The organism is Micromonospora sp. DT46, assembly GCF_049841735.1.
GTDB lineage: Bacteria > Actinomycetota > Actinomycetes > Mycobacteriales > Micromonosporaceae > Micromonospora > Micromonospora reichwaldensis.
Genome location: NZ_JBNCKW010000009.1, coordinates 281,363 through 299,071, shown reverse-complemented (window position 1 = coordinate 299,071; position 17,709 = coordinate 281,363). Strand labels below are relative to the sequence as shown.

3 protein-coding genes are annotated in these 17,709 nt (G+C 76.8%); all 3 read right to left on the bottom strand.

What is annotated here, in order from left to right; genetic code table 11:
- Positions 1-54: 54 nt before the first annotated feature.
- The 3 genes from ACLQ20_RS25600 to ACLQ20_RS25590 all read right to left on the bottom strand — a co-directional run bounded on the left by ACLQ20_RS25600 (position 55) and on the right by ACLQ20_RS25590 (position 17,595).
- Positions 55-942, bottom strand: a complete 888-nt coding sequence (locus tag ACLQ20_RS25600; protein ID WP_132240759.1) for a class I SAM-dependent methyltransferase — start codon at positions 940-942, stop codon at positions 55-57.
- 29 nt (positions 943-971) lie between these two features.
- Positions 972-2,549, bottom strand: a complete 1,578-nt coding sequence (locus tag ACLQ20_RS25595) for a bifunctional 3-(3-hydroxy-phenyl)propionate/3-hydroxycinnamic acid hydroxylase (RefSeq protein WP_327028037.1) — start codon at positions 2,547-2,549, stop codon at positions 972-974.
- A 79-nt stretch (positions 2,550-2,628) separates the two neighbouring features.
- On the bottom strand, positions 2,629-17,595 hold the full coding sequence (locus tag ACLQ20_RS25590) for an SDR family NAD(P)-dependent oxidoreductase (RefSeq protein WP_425857901.1): 14,967 nt from the start codon (positions 17,593-17,595) through the stop codon (positions 2,629-2,631).
- Positions 17,596-17,709 lie beyond the last annotated feature (114 nt).

The following is a 17,709-nucleotide window of genomic DNA, read 5'->3' as shown; positions in this document are numbered from 1 at the left end:
GGCCCGTCCACCGGTGTCACGACCGGTCGGCGGGCCCCTCGTCCGTGCGGGGCGTCACCGCTTGTGGCCGACCGCGATCACGTAGTCGAGCTGCGCCATCTCGCGCTTCATGAGGTCCTGGTTCTTCCAGTGCGCGGCCATGCTCTTGCGTACGGCGGGCTTGACGACGGCGCGGAACTCGGGGTCGTTGGTCCGTCCCGCCATGTACGCCCGCCAGCCCTCCCAGGTGCGCTCCTTGATCGAGTGCACCTCCGGGTTGGCGAAGCCGGCCTCGACCAGCTCCTGCCGGTACGTGTCCCGGTCGTGCCAGTTCTCCTTCGGGATGCTGAACTTGACGAAGCTCAGCGGGCCGGACTGGATGGCCGCGCGGACGACGTCTCCGCTGACAGGGATGATGTCGGCCGTGGCCAGCACGCCACCCGGGCGCAGCACCCGCAGCGCCTCGGCGAAGAACGCGCTGCGCGGGTAGAAGTGGAAGGCCGACTCCAGGGCGACGACCCGGTCGAAGGTGTTGTCCTCGAAGGGCAGTTCGGTGGCGCTGCCCAGCCGGAAGTCGGTGCGGTCCGCGAGGCCCTCCTCCTGCGCCCGGCGCTGCGCCGCCTCGACGTGGTGCGGGGTGATGTTGAGCCCGTACACCTTGGCGACCCGGCGCTCGCGCAGCCACTTGAAGTCCTGGTCGGCGTAGCCGAAGCCCACGTCGAGGACGGTGTCGTCCGGCTTGAGCCCGGCGGCGTCGGCCAGCTTGTCGGCCAGCGCCTCGGCGGCCGTGTCGAGGTCGGTGACGCCGTCCTCCCAGTAGCCCACGTTCATGTAGTGCGTGCGGCGGGCCGCGAACTCGACGTCGGGCGACTGGATCTCGTAGAAGCGCCGGACCCGGGTGATGGGGTCGGCGGTGAAGACCGTGCGGATCGCCCGGCCGGCGATCTTCAGGTTCTCGAACATGTGGGTTCCTTCCGAGGGGTGGATGCCGATCAGCCGCGCCGGACCTGCTGGCGCAGGTCCTCGACGAGCGCGGGTACACCGGCCGGGTCGGCTGCCGTGCCGAAGACGTAGAAGTCGGGCCGGACGAGCACCGCGACGGCGTCGTACCGCTTGAGGTGGGACAGGTACACGTCGTCGAGGTCGAAGGCGGTCGGCGCGGCGCCGGGCCCGGGGGCGGGCGCGCCGGCGGGGACGACCCGGACGACCCGGGCGTCGAGCGAGTCCAGGAAGGCCCGGGCGTCCGCGTCGAGCAGGTCGTCGGGGTCCTCGGCGCAGACCAGGACGAAGCCGGTGCCGACGACCTCGTCGAAGAGGCCGGCGCGCCCGTCGACCTCGACGCGGCCCTGCGGCATCGGCACGCCCGCGCCGGCCGCCGGGGCCTCGGCCGTACGGGCGTGCAGGACCCCGCCGGCCAGGGGCTCCAGCAGGGAACGGGTACGCGGCCGGGAGGTGCGTCGGCGCAGTTCGGCGAGCATGACGGAGTCCCGGCCGGCGGCGGCGGTGCGGTCGGTCTCGCAGATCACCGTGCCCGAGTCCATGGACATCCGGATGGCGTGCTGCACGTGCGCGCAGCGCTCCTCCTGGTAGGTGTCCAGCAGCGCCTCCTCGGCCAGGCCGCGGTGCACCAGGTCGAGCTTCCAGGCGAGGTTGAGGGCGTCGCGGAAACCCGAGCTCATGCCCTGCCCCATGAACGGCGGCATCACGTGCGCCGCGTCGCCGGCGATCAGGATCCGGTTGGACCGCCAACGGTCGGCCGAGCACGCCTGGGTGGTGTAGACGCCGTACCGTTCCAGGGTCGCGTTGTCGGGCGTGATGTCGAAGAGGCCGAGCAGCCGCCACACGCTCTCGACGGTCTCGAACTCCTCCCGGCTCTCCCCCGGCACCCGCATGAACTCCCACCGCCGGTGCCCCGGGCCGGCCGACACGGCCGTGCGGGGGCGCGCCGGGTCGCAGACCTGGAGGTTGTTCGGCTTGAACTCGCGGGCCTCGTGCGGCACGACGTCGCAGACCAGCCAGTCGTACGTGAAGCCGAGGTCGGTGACGTCGCTGCCCAGGTGTTCCCGGACGAAGCTGTTGGCCCCGTCGCAGCCGACGACCCAGCGGGCCGCGTGGACCTCCTCGCCCTCCGGGCCGGCGATGGTGACCTCGACCCGGTCGTCGTGCTCGACCAGGCCGGTCACCTGGTACGGGCGCAGCACCGTCACGCCCGGCAGCTCCGCTCCCCGCTCGGCGAGCAGCGCCTCCAGCCCGGGCTGGTAGAAGGAGACCGAGTCGGGCCAGCCCATCGGGCCGTCGCCGGTGACCTTGACGTGCAGCAGGGTCCGGCCGAAGCCGTTCTTGAAGGTGTACTCGCCCGACGACTCCACCACCGGTCCGAGCCGGTCGGCGACGCCGGCGGCGGCCAGGATGCGGCTCGCCTCCCCGTCGTACGAGACCGCGCGCGGGAAGTTGTACGGGGTGGCCCAGCGCTCGACCGCCGTGACGGTGAGACCTCGCTGCGCCAGCAGGATCGTGAGCATCTCACCGACGGGGCCGTAGCCCACGATCAGGACGTCGGTCATCAGCATCGGTATCGGTTCCTCGGGGGTCGGTCGGACACGGTGTCGGAAGGGACGGCTCGCGCCGTGCGGCGCGGCCGGGCGGCCATCAGAGACCGAGTTCGGAGTCGATGAGGTCGAAGAGGTCGTCGTCGCTGGCCAGTTCGAGGTCGAGGTCGGGATCCCCGCCCGAGCCGGCGCGCATCGTCCGCCACTTGGCGATGAGCACCTCCAGCCGGGACCCGATCTGGGCGTGCAGCTCCGCCTCGACGCTGGCCTCGGTCAGTGACCGTTCCAGGTTCTCCAGGTCCGTGAGAACCGGCGGAACCTCCGGGCCGGTGTCCGGCGCCAACTGCGACACCAGGAACGTGGCCAGCTCGTTCGGGTCCGGGTAGTCGAAGATCAGCGTGGCCGGCAGGCGCAGACCGGTCGCCGTGGTCAGCCGGTTGCGCAGCTCGACGGCGGTCAACGAGTCGAAGCCGATCTGGCTGAACGCCCGGCCGGGGGCGACCGCCGCGCGGCTGCCGTGCCCGAGCACGCTCGCCGCCTGCTCGCGTACCAGGTCGACCACCAGGGTGTGGCGGTCGGGCCCGGCCAGGGCCGCCAGTTCGTCGGCGAGGGTGCGCCCGCCGCCGGTCGGGGCGCTCGACCGGGCGCTCGGCCGTTCCCGCCGCATGAGCCCGCGCAGCAGGGCCGGGGGCCGCTCGACCCGCTCGCCGAGCGCGGCGACGTCGATCCTGGTCGGCACGAGCACCGGCTCGGCCAGCCGCAGGCCCGCGTCGAACAGGGCCATCCCCAGGTCGGACGGGATCGCGAGCTGCCCGTCGCGGGCGGTGATCCGGGGGTCGGTCCGGTCCAGCTTGGCGGTCATCTCGCTGGCCTGCTCCCACAGTCCCCAGGCGAACGACCGGCCCGGCAGGCCCTCGGCCCGGCGCGCCAGGGCGAGCGCGTCGAGGAACGCGTTGGCCGCCGCGTAGTTGGCCTGACCGGGTACGCCGAAGACGCCCGCGCCGGAGGAGAAGAGCACGAACCCGGCGAGGTCGAGGTGGCGGGTGAGCTCGTGCAGGTGCCACGCGGCGTCGAGCTTCGGCGCGAACACCGTGTCGACGCGCTGCGGGGTGAGGGCGGTGACGATCCCGTCGTCGAGCACCCCGGCGAGGTGCACGACCGCGGTCAACGGGTGCCGGGCCGGTACCGCGTCCAGGACCCGGGCCAGGCTGTCCCGGTCGGCCACGTCGGCCGCCACGACCGTGGCCTCGGCGCCCAGGGAGCGCAGTTCCGCGATCGTCTCGGCCGCGCCAGGGGCCCGCTCGCCGCGGCGGCTGACCAGCAGCAGCCGCCGTACGCCGTGCGTCTCGACCAGCCGCCGGGCGACCAGCCCACCCAGGGTTCCGGTCCCGCCGGTCAGCAGCACGGTGCCGTCGGGGTCCCACGCCCTGGGCATGGTGAGCACCACCTTGCCGACGTGCCGGGCCTGGCTGACGTGCCGGAACGCCTCCGGCGCCTGGCGGACGTCCCACACCTGCGTGGGCAGCGGGGTGAGCGTCCCCCGCTCGAAGAGCCCGAGCAGCTCGACGAGCATGCGCTGCACCTCGTCGGGGTCCTCCAGGGTCAGGTCGAAGGCGGTGTAGGCCACCCCCGGGTGGTCGGCGGCGACCTGGGCGGCGTCGCGGATGTCGGTCTTGCCCATCTCGATGAACCGCCCGCCGCGCGGCAGCAGCCGCAGCGAGGCGTCGACGAACTCGCGGGCCAGCGAGTCCAGCACCACGTCGACGCCCCGTCCGCCGGTGGCCTCGGCGAACCGGTTCTCGAAGTCGAGGGTCCGGGACGAGGCGATACGGTCCTCGGCGACGCCCATCGAGCGCAGGGCGTCCCACTTGGCGGGGCTGGCGGTGGCGTAGACGTCGGCGCCGAGGTGCCGGGCGAGCTGCACGGCGGCCATGCCGACGCCGCCGGCCGCCGCGTGCACCAGCACCGACTCGCCCCGGCCGAGCCCGGCCAGGTTGACCAGGCCGTGGTACGCGGTCAGGAAGACCACCGGCACGGAGGCGGCCTCGACGTACGACCAGCCGGCCGGCATCGGGGCCAGCAGGCGGCGGTCGGTGACCGCGACGGGCCCGAAGCAGCCCACGAAGACCCCGAACACCCGGTCGCCGGGGCGCAGGTCGGTCACCTCGGCGCCCACCTCGACGACCTCGCCGGCGCCCTCGCCGCCGAGCGGCCCCGCGTCGCCCGGGTAGAGGCCGAGCGCGTTGAGCACGTCGCGGAAGTTCAGGCCGGCGGCGCGGACGCGTACCCGGACCTCGCGGGGGCCGAGAACGGCGTCGGCGGCGTCGGTCGGGACCAGGGTGAGGTTCTCCAGGCTGCCCCGCACCGGCGCGTCCAACCGCCACGCGGCGGCGGGCGGCGCGGCGAGTTCGCCCGCCGAGCCGGCCCGCGCCAGCCGTGGCACGTACGCCGTGCCGCCCCGGATCGCGGCCTGCGGCTCGTCCGCCGCCAGCACGGCGGCGACCTGGTCGGGGCCGATCCCGTCGCCGTCGACGTCGACGATGACGACCTGGCCCGGGTTCTCCGACTGGGCGGAGCGCACCAGGCCCCACGCCGCCGCGGCGGCCGGGTCGGTCACCTCGCCGGCGTGGTGCACGGCCACCGCGCCCCGGGTCACCAGCAGCAGCCTCGACGCCGCCCAGCGGGGCTCCGTGAGCCAGCGCCGGACGAGGTCGAGGGCGCGGACGGCGGCGTGCCGTGCCGCGCGGGGGGTGGGCTGCGCGGGTTCCGCGTCGAGCGGCACGAGCACGGCCCCGGGCAGGGCCAGTCCCGCGTCGACGGCGTCGGCGAGCCCGTCCAGCCCGGGGTGCAGCCCGAAGCCGTCCAGGCCGGGCGCGACGGCCACGGCGTCGACCGGGGTGGCCGCGTCGGCCGGCGGCAGCGGCGTCCAGTCGAGCCGGAACAGCGCGTCGCGGGTGGCACGGTCGTCGGTGACGGCCAGCTCGGCGGCGGAGATCGGCCGCATCGTCAGGGCGGCCACCTCGGCCACCGGGGCGCCGGTCGGGTCGGCGACGGTCAGCGCGATGGCGTGCGGTCCCACCTGGGTCAGCCGTACCCGCAGGGCGGTCGCCCCGGTGGCGTGCAGGCTGACGCCGTTCCAGGCGAACGGCAGCAGGAGCCGGCCGGCCCCGGCCCCGGCGAGGCCGCCGAAGTGCGCGGCGTGCAGGGCGGCGTCGAACAGGGCGGGGTGCAGGCCGTACCGGTCGGCGTCGACCCGTGCGGCCGCCGGCAGCTCCACCTCGGCGTAGACCTCGTCGCCGCTGGTCCACACCGCGCGCAGCCCCTGGAACGCCGGCCCGTACGCGTAGCCGTCGGCTGCCAGGCCGGCGTAGAAGCCGGTCAGGTCGACGGGGCGGGCGTCGCGCGGCGGCCACGTGGTGGGCTGCGGCGACGCGGCGGGCTGGTCGGCGGAGAGGGTGGCGCTGGCGTGCCGGGTCCACGGCCCCGCGGCCGGGCCGTCGGCGGGCCGGGAGTGCACGGTCACCGGGCGGCGTCCGTCGTCGCCGCCCGCGCCGACCGTCACCTGCACCTGGGTCGCGCCGTCGGCGGGCAGGGTCAGCGGGGCCTCGATGACCAGTTCGTCGAGGACCGGGTGGCCGATCTCGTCGCCGACGCGGAGGCAGAGTTCCACCAGGCCGGTGCCGGGCACCAGCACGCTGTCGGAGACCCGGTGGTCGGCCAGCCACGGCTGCGCGTCGGTCGACAGCCGCCCGGTGAACAGGTGGCCCCTCGTCTCGGCCAGCGCGACCGACGCCCCGAGCAGCGGATGCCCGGCGGCGTCCAGGCCGGCGGCGCCGACGTCGCCGGGGCCGGAGACGGGCCGGGGCCAGTAGCGGCGGTGGGCGAACGCGTACGTGGGCAGGTCGACCCGCCGGCCGCCGGCCAGCGCGGGCCGCCAGTCCACCGCGACCCCGCACACGTGCAGCTGGGCCAGGGAGAGCAGGAACCGCGCCCGGTCGCCCTGGTCGCGCTGCACCGAGCCGACCACCACGCTCTCGCCGTCGTGGTCGGCGAGGGTCGCCTCGATGCCCACGGTGAGCACCGGGTGCGGGCTGCACTCGACGTACGTGTCGTGGCCCTGCTCGGCCAGCGAGCGGATCGCCTGTTCCAGCTCGACCGGCTGCCGCAGGTTGCGGTACCAGTAGTCCGGCCCCATCTCCTCGCCGTCGAGCCAGCGCAGGTCGGTGGTGGAGAAGAGCGGCACGGCCGCCGGGCCGGGGGCGATGCCCGCCAGCACCTCGGCCAGCTCGTCGCGCAGGCCCGCCACCTGGGCGGAGTGCGAGGCGTAGTCGACGGCGATGCGCCGGACCCGGGCCTGCTCGCCGGCCAGTTCGGCGAGGAGTTCCTCCACCGCCTGCGGCTCGCCGGACACCACGACGGCGGCCGGCCCGTTCACGGCGGCGACCGAGATCCGGTCGCCGAACCGGGCGATCCGGTCGCGGACCGTGTCGGCGGGGAGCGCGACGGAGGCCATCGCCCCGTGTCCGGCCAGGGCCCGCAGCGCCCGGCTGCGCAGCGCCACCACCCGGGCGGCGTCGGGCAGGGAGAGCACCCCGGCGACGCAGGCGGCGGCGATCTCGCCCTGCGAGTGGCCGACGACGGCGGCCGGCTGCACGCCGTAGGAGCGCCACAGTTCGGCCAGCGACACCATCATCGCGAACAGTGCGGGCTGCACCACGTCGACCTCGTCGAGGCCGGGCGCGCCGGGCACCTGACGCAGCACGTCCAGCAGCGACCAGTCCAGGTACGGCCGCAGCGCCGCGTCGCAGGCCGCCATCCGCTCCGCGAACACGGGGGCCTGGTCGAGCAGGTCCAGTCCCATACCGAGCCACTGGGAGCCCTGCCCGGGGAAGACGAAGACGCACCGGCCGACGGGACGGGCCTCGCCCCGCGTCACCGCCGGGTCGGGCCGGCCCTCGGCGAGCGCGTCGAGGGCGGCGGCGACCTGGTCCGGCGACGCGCCGACCAGCACCGCCCGCGAGTCGAAGGTGCTGCGGCTGGTGGCCAGCGACCAGGCCACGTCGAGGGGCCGCTGGTCGGGCCGCTCGGCGAGGTGTTCCCGCAGCCGCCGGGCCTGCCCGGCGAGCGCCTCCGGGGTACGCGCGGAGAGCAGCCACGGCAGCGCGTACGCCTCCGTCGGCGTGGCTGCGGCGTCGGCGTCCGGGGCCGACCCGGCGACCGCCTCGACGATCACGTGGGCGTTGGTGCCGCTGATGCCGAACGACGAGACACCGGCCCGCGCCGGCCGGTCCGCCGCGGGCCACGGGCGGGCCTCGGTGAGCAGCTCCAGCGAGCCCGACTCCCAGTCGACCCGCGAGCTGCGGCGCTCGGCGTGCAGGGTGCGGGGCAGCCGGCCGTGCCGCATGGCGAGGACCATCTTGAGCACCCCGGCGACGCCGGCCGCGGCCTGGGTGTGCCCGAGGTTGGACTTGACCGAGCCGAGCAGCACCGGCGGGGCGCCGGCCGGGCGCTGCCCGTACGTGGCGAGGATCGCCTCCGCCTCGATGGGGTCGCCGAGCGACGTGCCGGTGCCGTGCGCCTCGACGACGTCCACCTCGGCGGCGGTCAGCCCGGCGGCGCCGAGCGCGGCCTTGATGACCCGCTCCTGCGACGGCCCGTTCGGGGCGGTCAGCCCGTTGGACGCGCCGTCCTGGTTGACCGCCGAGCCGCGGACCACGGCCAGCACGGGGTGGCCCCGGCGGCGGGCGTCGGAGAGGCGCTCCACCACCAGCATCCCGACGCCCTCGGACATGCCGAAGCCGTCGGCGTCCTCGGCGAACGCCTTGCACCGCCCGTCGGCGGCGAGACCGCGCTGGCGGCTGAACCCGGTCAGCCCGGCCGGGGTGGACATCACCGACACGCCACCGGCCAGCGCCAGGTCGCAGTCGCCCTGGCGCAGGGCCTGCACGGCCAGGTGCAGCGCCACCAGCGACGCCGAGCAGGCGGTGTCGACGGTGACGGCCGGCCCTTCCAGCCCGAGCGCGTACGCGACCCGGCCGGAGAGGACGCTGCCGGCCGTACCCGTGAGCAGGTGCCCCTCGTCGGCGGTGACCTCACCGTCGTCGGAGACCACGCCGGGGGCGATCCGGTCGCCGTAGTCCTGGCCGTGGGTGCCGGCGAAGACGCCGGTGCGGCTGCCCCGCAGGGTGACCGGGTCGATGCCGCCGCGTTCCAACGCCTCCCAGGAGGTCTCCAGCAGCAGCCGGTGCTGCGGGTCCATCGCGAGGGCCTCGCGGGGGCTGATGCCGAAGAACGCGGCGTCGAAGTCGGCGATCCCGGTGAGGAACCCGCCGGCCCGCACGTACGTCCGGCCGGCCGTGCCGGGCACCGGGTCGTAGAGGTCGGCCAGCGGCCAGCCCCGGTCGTCGGGCAGGTCACCGATGACGTCGGCGCCCGCGTCGAGCAGCCGCCACAGCTCCTCCGGGGAGCCGATGCCGCCGGGGAAGCGGCAGGCCATCGCGACGATGGCGACCGGCTCGTCCAGTGCGACGGTGCTCGCGTCGGTGACCTCGGTGGCGGCGGTGCCGAGCAGCCGGGCGTGCAGGTGCGCGGCGAGCAGCTCCGGGGTGGGGTGGTTGAACACGGCGTGCGGGGCGAGCCGGACGCCGGTGACGGCGGTGAGCCGGTTGCTCAGCTCCACGGCCATCAGCGAGTCGAAGCCGAGTTCCTTGAACGGGCGGCGCGGCTCGACGTCGTCGGGGCCGGTGTGCCCGACCACGGTGGCGCACCGGGTACGTACGAGGTCCAGCAGCAGGGCGGCGCGGTCGGGTTCGGCCAGCTCGGCCAGCCGGTCGGCGAAGCCCTTGGCGGAGGCGGGCGCGGCGTCGGCGTTGACGGCCCGACGGGGCGGTGGGGGCAGCAGCGCCCGCAGCAGGGCGGGCACCTCGCCGGAGGTCCGCACGGCGGCCAGGTCGAGCCCGATCGGCACCAGCGTCGCCCGGTCGACGTGCAGGGCGGCGTCGAACAGCGCCAGCCCGGCGGCCGTGTCGAGGGGACGGGTGCCGCCCCGGGCGAGCCGGGCCAGGTCCGCCGGCGTGAGCCGGCCGGCCATCCCGTCCTGCGCGGCCCACAGCCCCCAGGCCAGGGCGGTCGCCGGCAGGCCCTGGGCGCGGCGGTGCGCGGCGAGCGCGTCGAGGAACGCGTTGCCGGCCGCGTAGTTGCCCTGGCCGGGGCTGCCGAAGGTGGCGGCGGCCGAGGAGAAGAGCACGAACGCGGCCAGGTCGAGGCCGGCGGTCAGCTCGTGCAGGTGCCACGCGCCGTGCACCTTGGACCGCAGGGCCCGCTCCCAGCGGGCCGGGTCGAGGTCGGTGAGCAGCGCGTCGTCGGTGGCCCCGGCGGCGTGCACGACGGCGACGAGCCGGTCGGCCAGCGGGGCGACGACCTCGGCGAGCGCCGCCCGGTCGGCGACGTCGGCCGCGACCACCCGGACGGTGACGCCGGCGTCGGTCAACGCGTCCGTCCAGTCGCCGGCCCGGCCGGTGCGGCTGACGAGGACCAGCTCGGCGACGCCGTGCACGGTGGCGAGGTGGGTGGCGACGTGCCGGCCGACGCCGCCCGTGCCGCCGGTCACCAGCACGGTGCCGCCGGCCAGCGCCGGGACCGGCGTACCGGCCGGGGGCGGTTCGACGGGGTGGAGCCGGGGCAGCAGGACCCGGCCGTCACGGACGGCGATCTCGGGCTCGTCCCCGGCGACGGCCAGCGCCGCCCGGACGGTCGCGTCGTCGGTGGCGTCGAGGCTGAGCAGCAGGAACCGGTCGGGTTGTTCCGCCTGGGCGACCCGGACGAGCCCCGCCACCGGGGCGTGCACCGGGTCACCGTCGCGGACGGCGAGGGCCAGGCGGGTGGTCTCCGCGCGGGGGTCGACCAGCCAGCTCTGGAGCACGCCGAGCACGGCGAGGCCGACGGCGTGGGCACGGTCGGGCACCGAACGGCCCGGCTCGCCGTCGCCGACGCGCAGCACCAGCAGCGGCGGCAGCGGCCCGTCCGGGGGTGTGCCGTCGGCGAGCGTCCAGGAGGGCGCGGGCGTCGCCGGGAACGCCGCGGGCGACCAGTCGACGGCGTACAGCCCGGCGGGGGCGGGCGGGGGCGCCGGCGTCTCGGCGGGCGGCAGGTCGAGGGTCCGCAGCACCACCCGGTCCACGTCGAGCACGGGCACGCCCGCGGCGTCGACGGCGGTCAGGGTCACCGCGTCCGCCCCGGCTGGGGCCAGGCAGACGCGCAGCGCGTGCGCCCCGGTGGCGTGCAGGCGCACGCCCGCCCACTCGGTGGGCAGCAGCCGGCCGGTGGGCGCGGCGTCGTGGCCGGGCGCGAAGTCGGCGAGCGGGAGCAGGCGCAGGGCCGCCTCCAGCACCAGCGGGTGCACGCCGTACCGCTCGGCGTCCGGGTCCCGGGCGTCCTCGGGCAGGCGTACGTCGACGAAGAGCCGGTCGGCGGCGACCCACGCGGCCCGGGCCAGTTCCCCGGCCATGGCCTGGTACTGCGGGGCGGTCAGGTCCACCGGTCGGGCGCCGGTGGGCGGCCAGGCCGGGGCGAGGGCACCCCGGCCGCTCTCCGGGTCGACCGGGCCGAGCACGGCCTCGGCGACCTCCCGCCAGGGCTGCCCGTCGCCGGCCCGGACGTGGCAGTGCGCCACCCGGCGCCGGTGCTCGTCCGGCGCCGAGACGCCGACCTGCACCTCGAGGGTCGCCTCGGCGGGCAGCGGCACCGGATCGGGGACGCGCAGCCGCCGCACCGTCGGGGTGCCGAGCTGTTCGCCGAGGTGGGTGAGCATGTCCAGCAGGGCGCTGGCGGGCAGCAGCGCGGGAGTGCCGTCACCGGGGGCGGCCAGCCACGGCTGGGTGGCCGCGGAGACCTGTCCGGTGCAGACGACCTGCCCGGTGCCGGCGACCGCCAGCACGCCGCCGAGCAGCGGGTGCCCGGCGTCGGCCAGCCCGACGCCGACCTGGCCACCGACCGCGGTTGAGGCGGGCAGCCAGTAGTGCCGGCGTTGGAAGGCGTACGTGGGCAGGTCGACGCGGCGGTGCGGCCCGGGGCCGGCGAGGGCGGCGCGGTCGACGGGGACGCCCCGGACGTGCAGCCGCGCCACGGCGGCGAGCAGCGCCTCCGGTTCGTCGGCGACGCCCCGTACGGCGGGCACGAAGGCCAACTCGTCGGCCTCGGCGAGGAGGCAGTCCTGGGCCATCGCGGTGAGCACGCCGGCCGGACCGACCTCCAGGAAGGTGGTGACGCCCTGCCCGTGCAGGGCCCGCACGCCGTCGTGGAAGCGGACGGTGCCCCGCACGTGCGCCACCCAGTAGTCGGGCGAGCAGAGCCGGGCCGGGTCGACGGGGTGGCCGGTCAGGTTGGACACCACCGGCAGGTGCGGGGTGCGGTACGTGAGGCCGGCCGCCACCGCGCGGAACTCGTCGAGCATCGGTTCCATGCGCGGCGAGTGGAACGCGTGCGACACCCGCAGCCGGCTGGTACGACGCCCGGCGGCGCGCAGGGTGGCCGCGACGGCCAGCACCGCGTCGGCGTCGCCGGAGACGACGACGCTCGTCGGGCCGTTGACGGCGGCGAGGCCCACCCGGTCGGTGAGGTGCGCGGCGACCTCGGCCTCGTCGGCCTCGACGGCGACCATCGCGCCCCCGGCGGGCAGCTGCTGCATCAGCCGGGCGCGGGCGGCGACGAGCGCCGCCGCGTCGGCGAGGGGGAACACCCCGGCCACGTGCGCGGCGGCCAGCTCGCCGACGGAGTGGCCGAGCACCGCGTCGGGGCGCACGCCCCAGGACTCCAGGAGGCGGTACAGCGCCACCTCGAAGGCGAACAGCCCCGGCTGGGTGTACAGGGTCTGGTCGAGCAGGTCGGCCAGTTCGTCGCCCTCGGCGGCGAAGACGACGTCCGCGACGGGGTGCGGGGCGTGGCCGGCGAGGCAGCGGTCGAGTTCGGCGCAGGCCGCGTCGAAGGCGTCGGCGAAGACCGGGTACGCCGCGTGCAGCTCGCGGCCCATGCCGGCGCGCTGGCCGCCCTGCCCGCCGAAGAGCATGCCGAGCTGGCCGTCGACTACCCGGCCGGTCAGCACGGTCGGCACGTCCGCGTCCGCCTCGCCGCGGGTCAGCGCGGTCAGGCCCGTCCGGGCGGTGGCCGGGTCGCCGGCCAGCACCACGGCCCGGTGTTCGAGGGCGGCGCGGGTGGTGGCGAGCGCGTGCCCGACGTCGGCCGGGTCGGCGTCCGCCCCGGGCCCGTCGAGCCAGGTCAGCAGGCGGGCCGCCTGGTCCCGCAGCGCCTCACCGGAGGCCGCGGCGAGCAGCCACGGCACGGGCGGTCGTCGGGTGGCGGCGGCCGCCCCGGACGACGGCTGCTGGTCCGCGACCCCGGACGGCGACTGCTGGTCCGCTGCCCCGGACGGCGACTGCTGGTCCGCTGCCCCGGACGGCGACTGCTGGTCCGCGGCCCCGGACGGGGACTCCCGGTCCGCGGTCCCGGGCACGGGGGGCGGGTCGGCGGCGGGCGCCTCGACGATGACGTGCGCGTTGGTGCCGCTGATGCCGAACGACGAGATGCCGGCCCGCCGGGGCCGTCGCACCTCGGGCCACGGGCGGGCCTCGGTGAGCACCTCGACCGCGCCGGCGGACCAGTCCACCTCGGACGTCGGGGCGTCCACGTGCAGGGTGCGGGGCAGCGTTCCGTGCCGCATCGCGAGCACCATCTTGATCACCCCGGCGGCCCCTGCGGCGGCCTGGGTGTGGCCGAGGTTGGACTTCAGCGAGCCCAGCCGCAGCGGTTCGGCGTCGCCACGACCCGTCCCGTACGTGGCGAGCAGCGCCTGCGCCTCGATCGGGTCGCCCAGCCGGGTGCCGGTGCCGTGCGCCTCGACGACGTCCACGTCGGCGGCGGAGAGCCCGGCCGCGTCCAGCGCCCGGCGGATGACCCGCTCCTGGGCGGGCCCGCTGGGGGCGGTGAGCCCGTTGGACGCGCCGTCGGAGTTGACGGCGGAGCCGCGCAGCACGGCGAGGACGGGGTGCCCGCGCCGGCGGGCGTCGGAGAGCCGTTCCAGCAGCAGCACGGCGACGCCCTCGGACCAGCCGGTGCCGTCGGCGCCCTCGCCGAACGCCTTGCACCGGCCGTCCGGGGCGAGCCCGCGCTGCCGGCTGAACTCCACGAACGCCTGCGGGGTGCCCATCACCGCCACGCCGCCGGCCACGGCGAGGGAACAGTCGCCCGCGCGCAGCGCCTGGGCGGCCAGGTGCAGCGCGACCAGCGACGACGAGCACGCCGTGTCGACGGTGACCGCCGGCCCCTCCAGCCCCAGCGCGTACGCGACGCGGCCGGAGACGACACTGCCGGCGGTGCCGACGCCGAGGTAGCCCTCGGTGCCGGGCGGCGCCTGGCGCAGGTTCGCGGCGTAGTCGTGGTGCATGACGCCGGTGAAGACGCCGGTGGCGCTGCCGCGCAGCGAGGTGGGGTCGATGCCGGCCCGCTCGAACAGCTCCCAGGACGTCTCCAGCAGCAGCCGCTGCTGCGGGTCCATGGCGAGCGCCTCGCGCGGGCTGATCGCGAACAGGGTGGCGTCGAAGTCCGCCGCGTCGGTCAGGAAGCCGCCCACCCGGACGTACGAGGTGCCGGGACGGTCCGCGTCGTCGGAGAACAGGTGCGCCAGGTCCCAGCCCCGGTCGGTGGGGAATTCCGTGAGCCCCTCCCGGCCCTCGTCGACCAGGTCCCACAGCTGCTCGGGGGAACCGACACCGCCGGGGAGCCGGCAGGCCATGGCGACGACGACCACCGGATCGTCCACGGTGGACGGCGCGGACGGCCGGTCCGTCGCGGGGCCGGCCTGCCCGGTGGTGCCGCGCAGCCGGGCGGCGAGGTGCCGGGCGAGAGCGTCCGGGCTGGGCCGGTCGAAGGCGGCCGTGGCGGAGAGCCGTACCCCGGTGGCCCGGGCCAGCCGGTCGCGCAGGGCGACCGCGCTGACCGAGGTGAAGCCGAGTTCCTTGAAGGCCCGGCCGGGGCGCACCGCGGCCGGGCCGGACAGGCCGGCCACCTCGGCGGTGGCGGTGCGGACCAGATCCAGCAGGAGCCGGTCCCCCTCGGCGGTGCTCAGCCCGGCCAGCCGGCGGCGCAACTCGGCGGCGTCCCGGTCGTCGGCGGCGTCGTCGAGCGCCGCGACGGGGCCGCGCCAGGCGGGGTGCGCGGCGTCGGCGTGGCCCGCCGGGCGGGCGAGCACGACCAGGTCGTCGCCGTCGTGGGCCACGTCGAACGCGGCGAGATCGGCGCGTACGGCCGCCGGGACGACGCTTCCCGCCCCGGTTCCGGTTACCGCGGGGGTGGCGGGCGACGGCTCCCGGTCGGCGTGCGCGGTCGTGCCGACGACCCGGGCCGGCAGACCGGCGGCCCGGCGGCGGGCGGTCAGGGCGTGCAGGGCGCCCACGGCCGAGGCGGCCCGCTCCCGGCCGGCGGCGCCCAGCAGCAGGGCGGACGGCGCGAGGACGGTGAACGAGGCGGCCGGGAGCCCGGTCGCGGCGTCCAGCCTCCCGGCGAGGCGGAGCAGCCGGGCGATGTCCTCGTCGTCGGTCAGGTCGTCGTCGGACGGGCAGAGGAAGACCCCGCCGGGCGGCTCGTCGCCCGCCCGGTCGGCGGGCAGCGCGGCGACGTCGGCGCCGGCGGCGACGAGTTCGGTGACCAGATCCACCAGGGCGACCCCGGGCGTGGCACCGACGTGGAGCAGCCGCAGCCGGCGGACGCGGTGCGCGGCGACGAGGTGTCGGGCCAGCGCCGCGCCGGTCGGCCCGTCCGCGCCGGTGACCAGGACCGGGCGGTCCGGGTCGGCCACGCTCACCGGCCGCGCCGGCACGGTCGCCGGGACGGGCACGAGGACGGCGTGCAGGGCGGCCCCGGCCCGCATCGCGACCTGCGCGGCGCCGGCGTCCACCACGGCGGGGAGCAGGGCGGTCGAGCGGTCTCCGGCGTCGCCGTCGACCAGCACGATCCGGTCCGGGTAGGCGGCCTGCAGACTGCGGCCGACCGCCTGGACCGCGCCGGCCGCCGGATCGGCCTGGTGCCATCCCCCGGGCACGGCGGCGGCGTCGATCCCGGTGTCCAGGTCGCCGGGCGCGTCGCTCGCGGCGGGTGCGGCGGCCGGGCCGGTCAGCAGCACCAGGCGGGTGCCGGCGAACCGGTCGTCGTCGAGCCAGCCGCGCAGCCGCTCGGCGAGGTCCGCCACGACGGCGTCGGCCGGCTCGACCAGCAGCACCGTCACGTCGGGCACGTCCGGGGCCTCGCGCAGGGCGGCCAGGTCCCGGTGGGACCGGAACCGGTCCCCGGGCGACGCCGCGCGCAGCGGTTCCACCAGCTCGTCGCTCCCGCGACCGACGAGCGCCCAGCGGCGGGCCGGGGCGGCGGCGGCCTGCGCGGCCGTCGGGGCGGGCGCCTCGACCGGCGGTACGGCGGCCAGGTCGAGCGGCTGCCAGGCGATCAGGCTCAGCGTCTCGTGGTGGCTGCCGTTGACCGCCCGCAGCCGCGCCGGCCGGTCGAGCAGGAGCCGGCGGGTGACCTTGCCGGAGGCGGTGCGGGGCACCTGCCCGATCTCGTACAGCTCCTCGGGGACCTTGTGGTAGGAGAGCTTCTCCCGGCAGGCCGCGTACCCGGCCCGGGGGTCGAAGCCCTCCGGCCCGGGCACCACGAACGCCACCGGCACCTCGCCGAGCACGTCGTGCGGGCGGCCGGTCACCGCCACGTCGGCGACGCCGGGCACCCCGCGCAGGGCCTCCTCCACCTCGGCCGGGTGGATCTTCTCGCCACCCCGGATGATCAGTTCCTGGTGCCGCCCGGTGACGAAGATGTTGCCGTCGGCGTCGCGGCGGGCCAGGTCGCCGGTGCGGTACCAGCCGTCGCGCAGGGCGGCGGCGGTGACCTCCGGCAGGCCGTGGTAGCCGAGCATGACGCTCGGCCCGTTCACCCAGACCTCACCCTCGGCGCCGGTCGGCACGTCCAGGCCGGTCTGCGGGCTGACCAGGCGCACCTCGACGCCGGGCACCGCGCGGCCGCAGGAACCCTCGACCCGGGGCTGGTCCGGCCGGGTGACGGCGATCGAGCCGCAGGTCTCCGTGCTGCCGTACGCGTCGAGCAGCGGCGCGTCGAAGACCTCGTCGAACGCCCGGCGCAGCGCGCCGGTGGTGATCGCCCCGCCGACCAGGCAGACCCGCAGGGCCGGGGCGCGGAAGCCGCTCTCCCGGGCGGCGGTGACCAGGTGGTGGTACATGGCCGGCACACCGGCCAGCACGGTGGCCTCGTCCTCGTCGACCGCGCGCAGCACGTCGTCGGCGGAGAAGCCGTCGATGAGCCGGGCCGTGGCGCCGACGGCGGTCACGCTGAGCACGCACCCGATGTGGGAGAGGCTGTGGAACAACGGCAGCGGCCAGACCACCCGGTCGGCGTCGGTGAGCCCGGGGATCGGCACGTAGCAGGCGGCGACGGACCAGAGGCAGGTGCGCTGGGTGGAGAGCACGCCCTTGGGCCGGCCGGTGGTGCCGGAGGTGTAGAGCATCCAGGCGACCTCGTCGAGGCCCAGGTCGTCACGGGCGTCCACACCCGGCTCGGTGTCGACCAGGTCACGCCACGCGGTGACCCCGGCGGGCACCGGGCCGTCCCCGGTGACCACGACCCGCAGGGCCGGCCGGCCGGCACGCAGCCGCAGCAGCTGGTCGAGGTGCCGGGGGTCGGTGACCACCAGCACCGCACCGGAGTCGTCCAGCAGGTGGGCCAGTTCCGCGTCGGTGCTGTGCGGGTTCACCGGTACGCCGACCGCGGCCGCCCGCGTCACGGCCAGCCAGGTCTCCACCGTCTCCACCCGGTTGCCGAGGCAGAAGGCCACCCGGTCGCCCCGCCCGACCCCCGACGCCGCCAGGTGACCGGCCAGCCGGCGGGTCCGCGCCGCCAGGTCGGCGTATCCGACCGCCCGGCGGTCGTCGCGGAACGCGACCTTGTTCCCCAACCTGGCGGCGTGCGCCTCGATCAGATCGGACAACGGCTGGATCAGGTCGCTCCGAAGCATGTCACCACATCCGTCCGTCGGCGAGACTTCTCATCCGCGGCGTAGACCCCGCTCGCCGTAGCGGCCCAAGTCTTCCGAGCACCCTGCCGGCGTCCTACCCCTGTCACCCCCTAA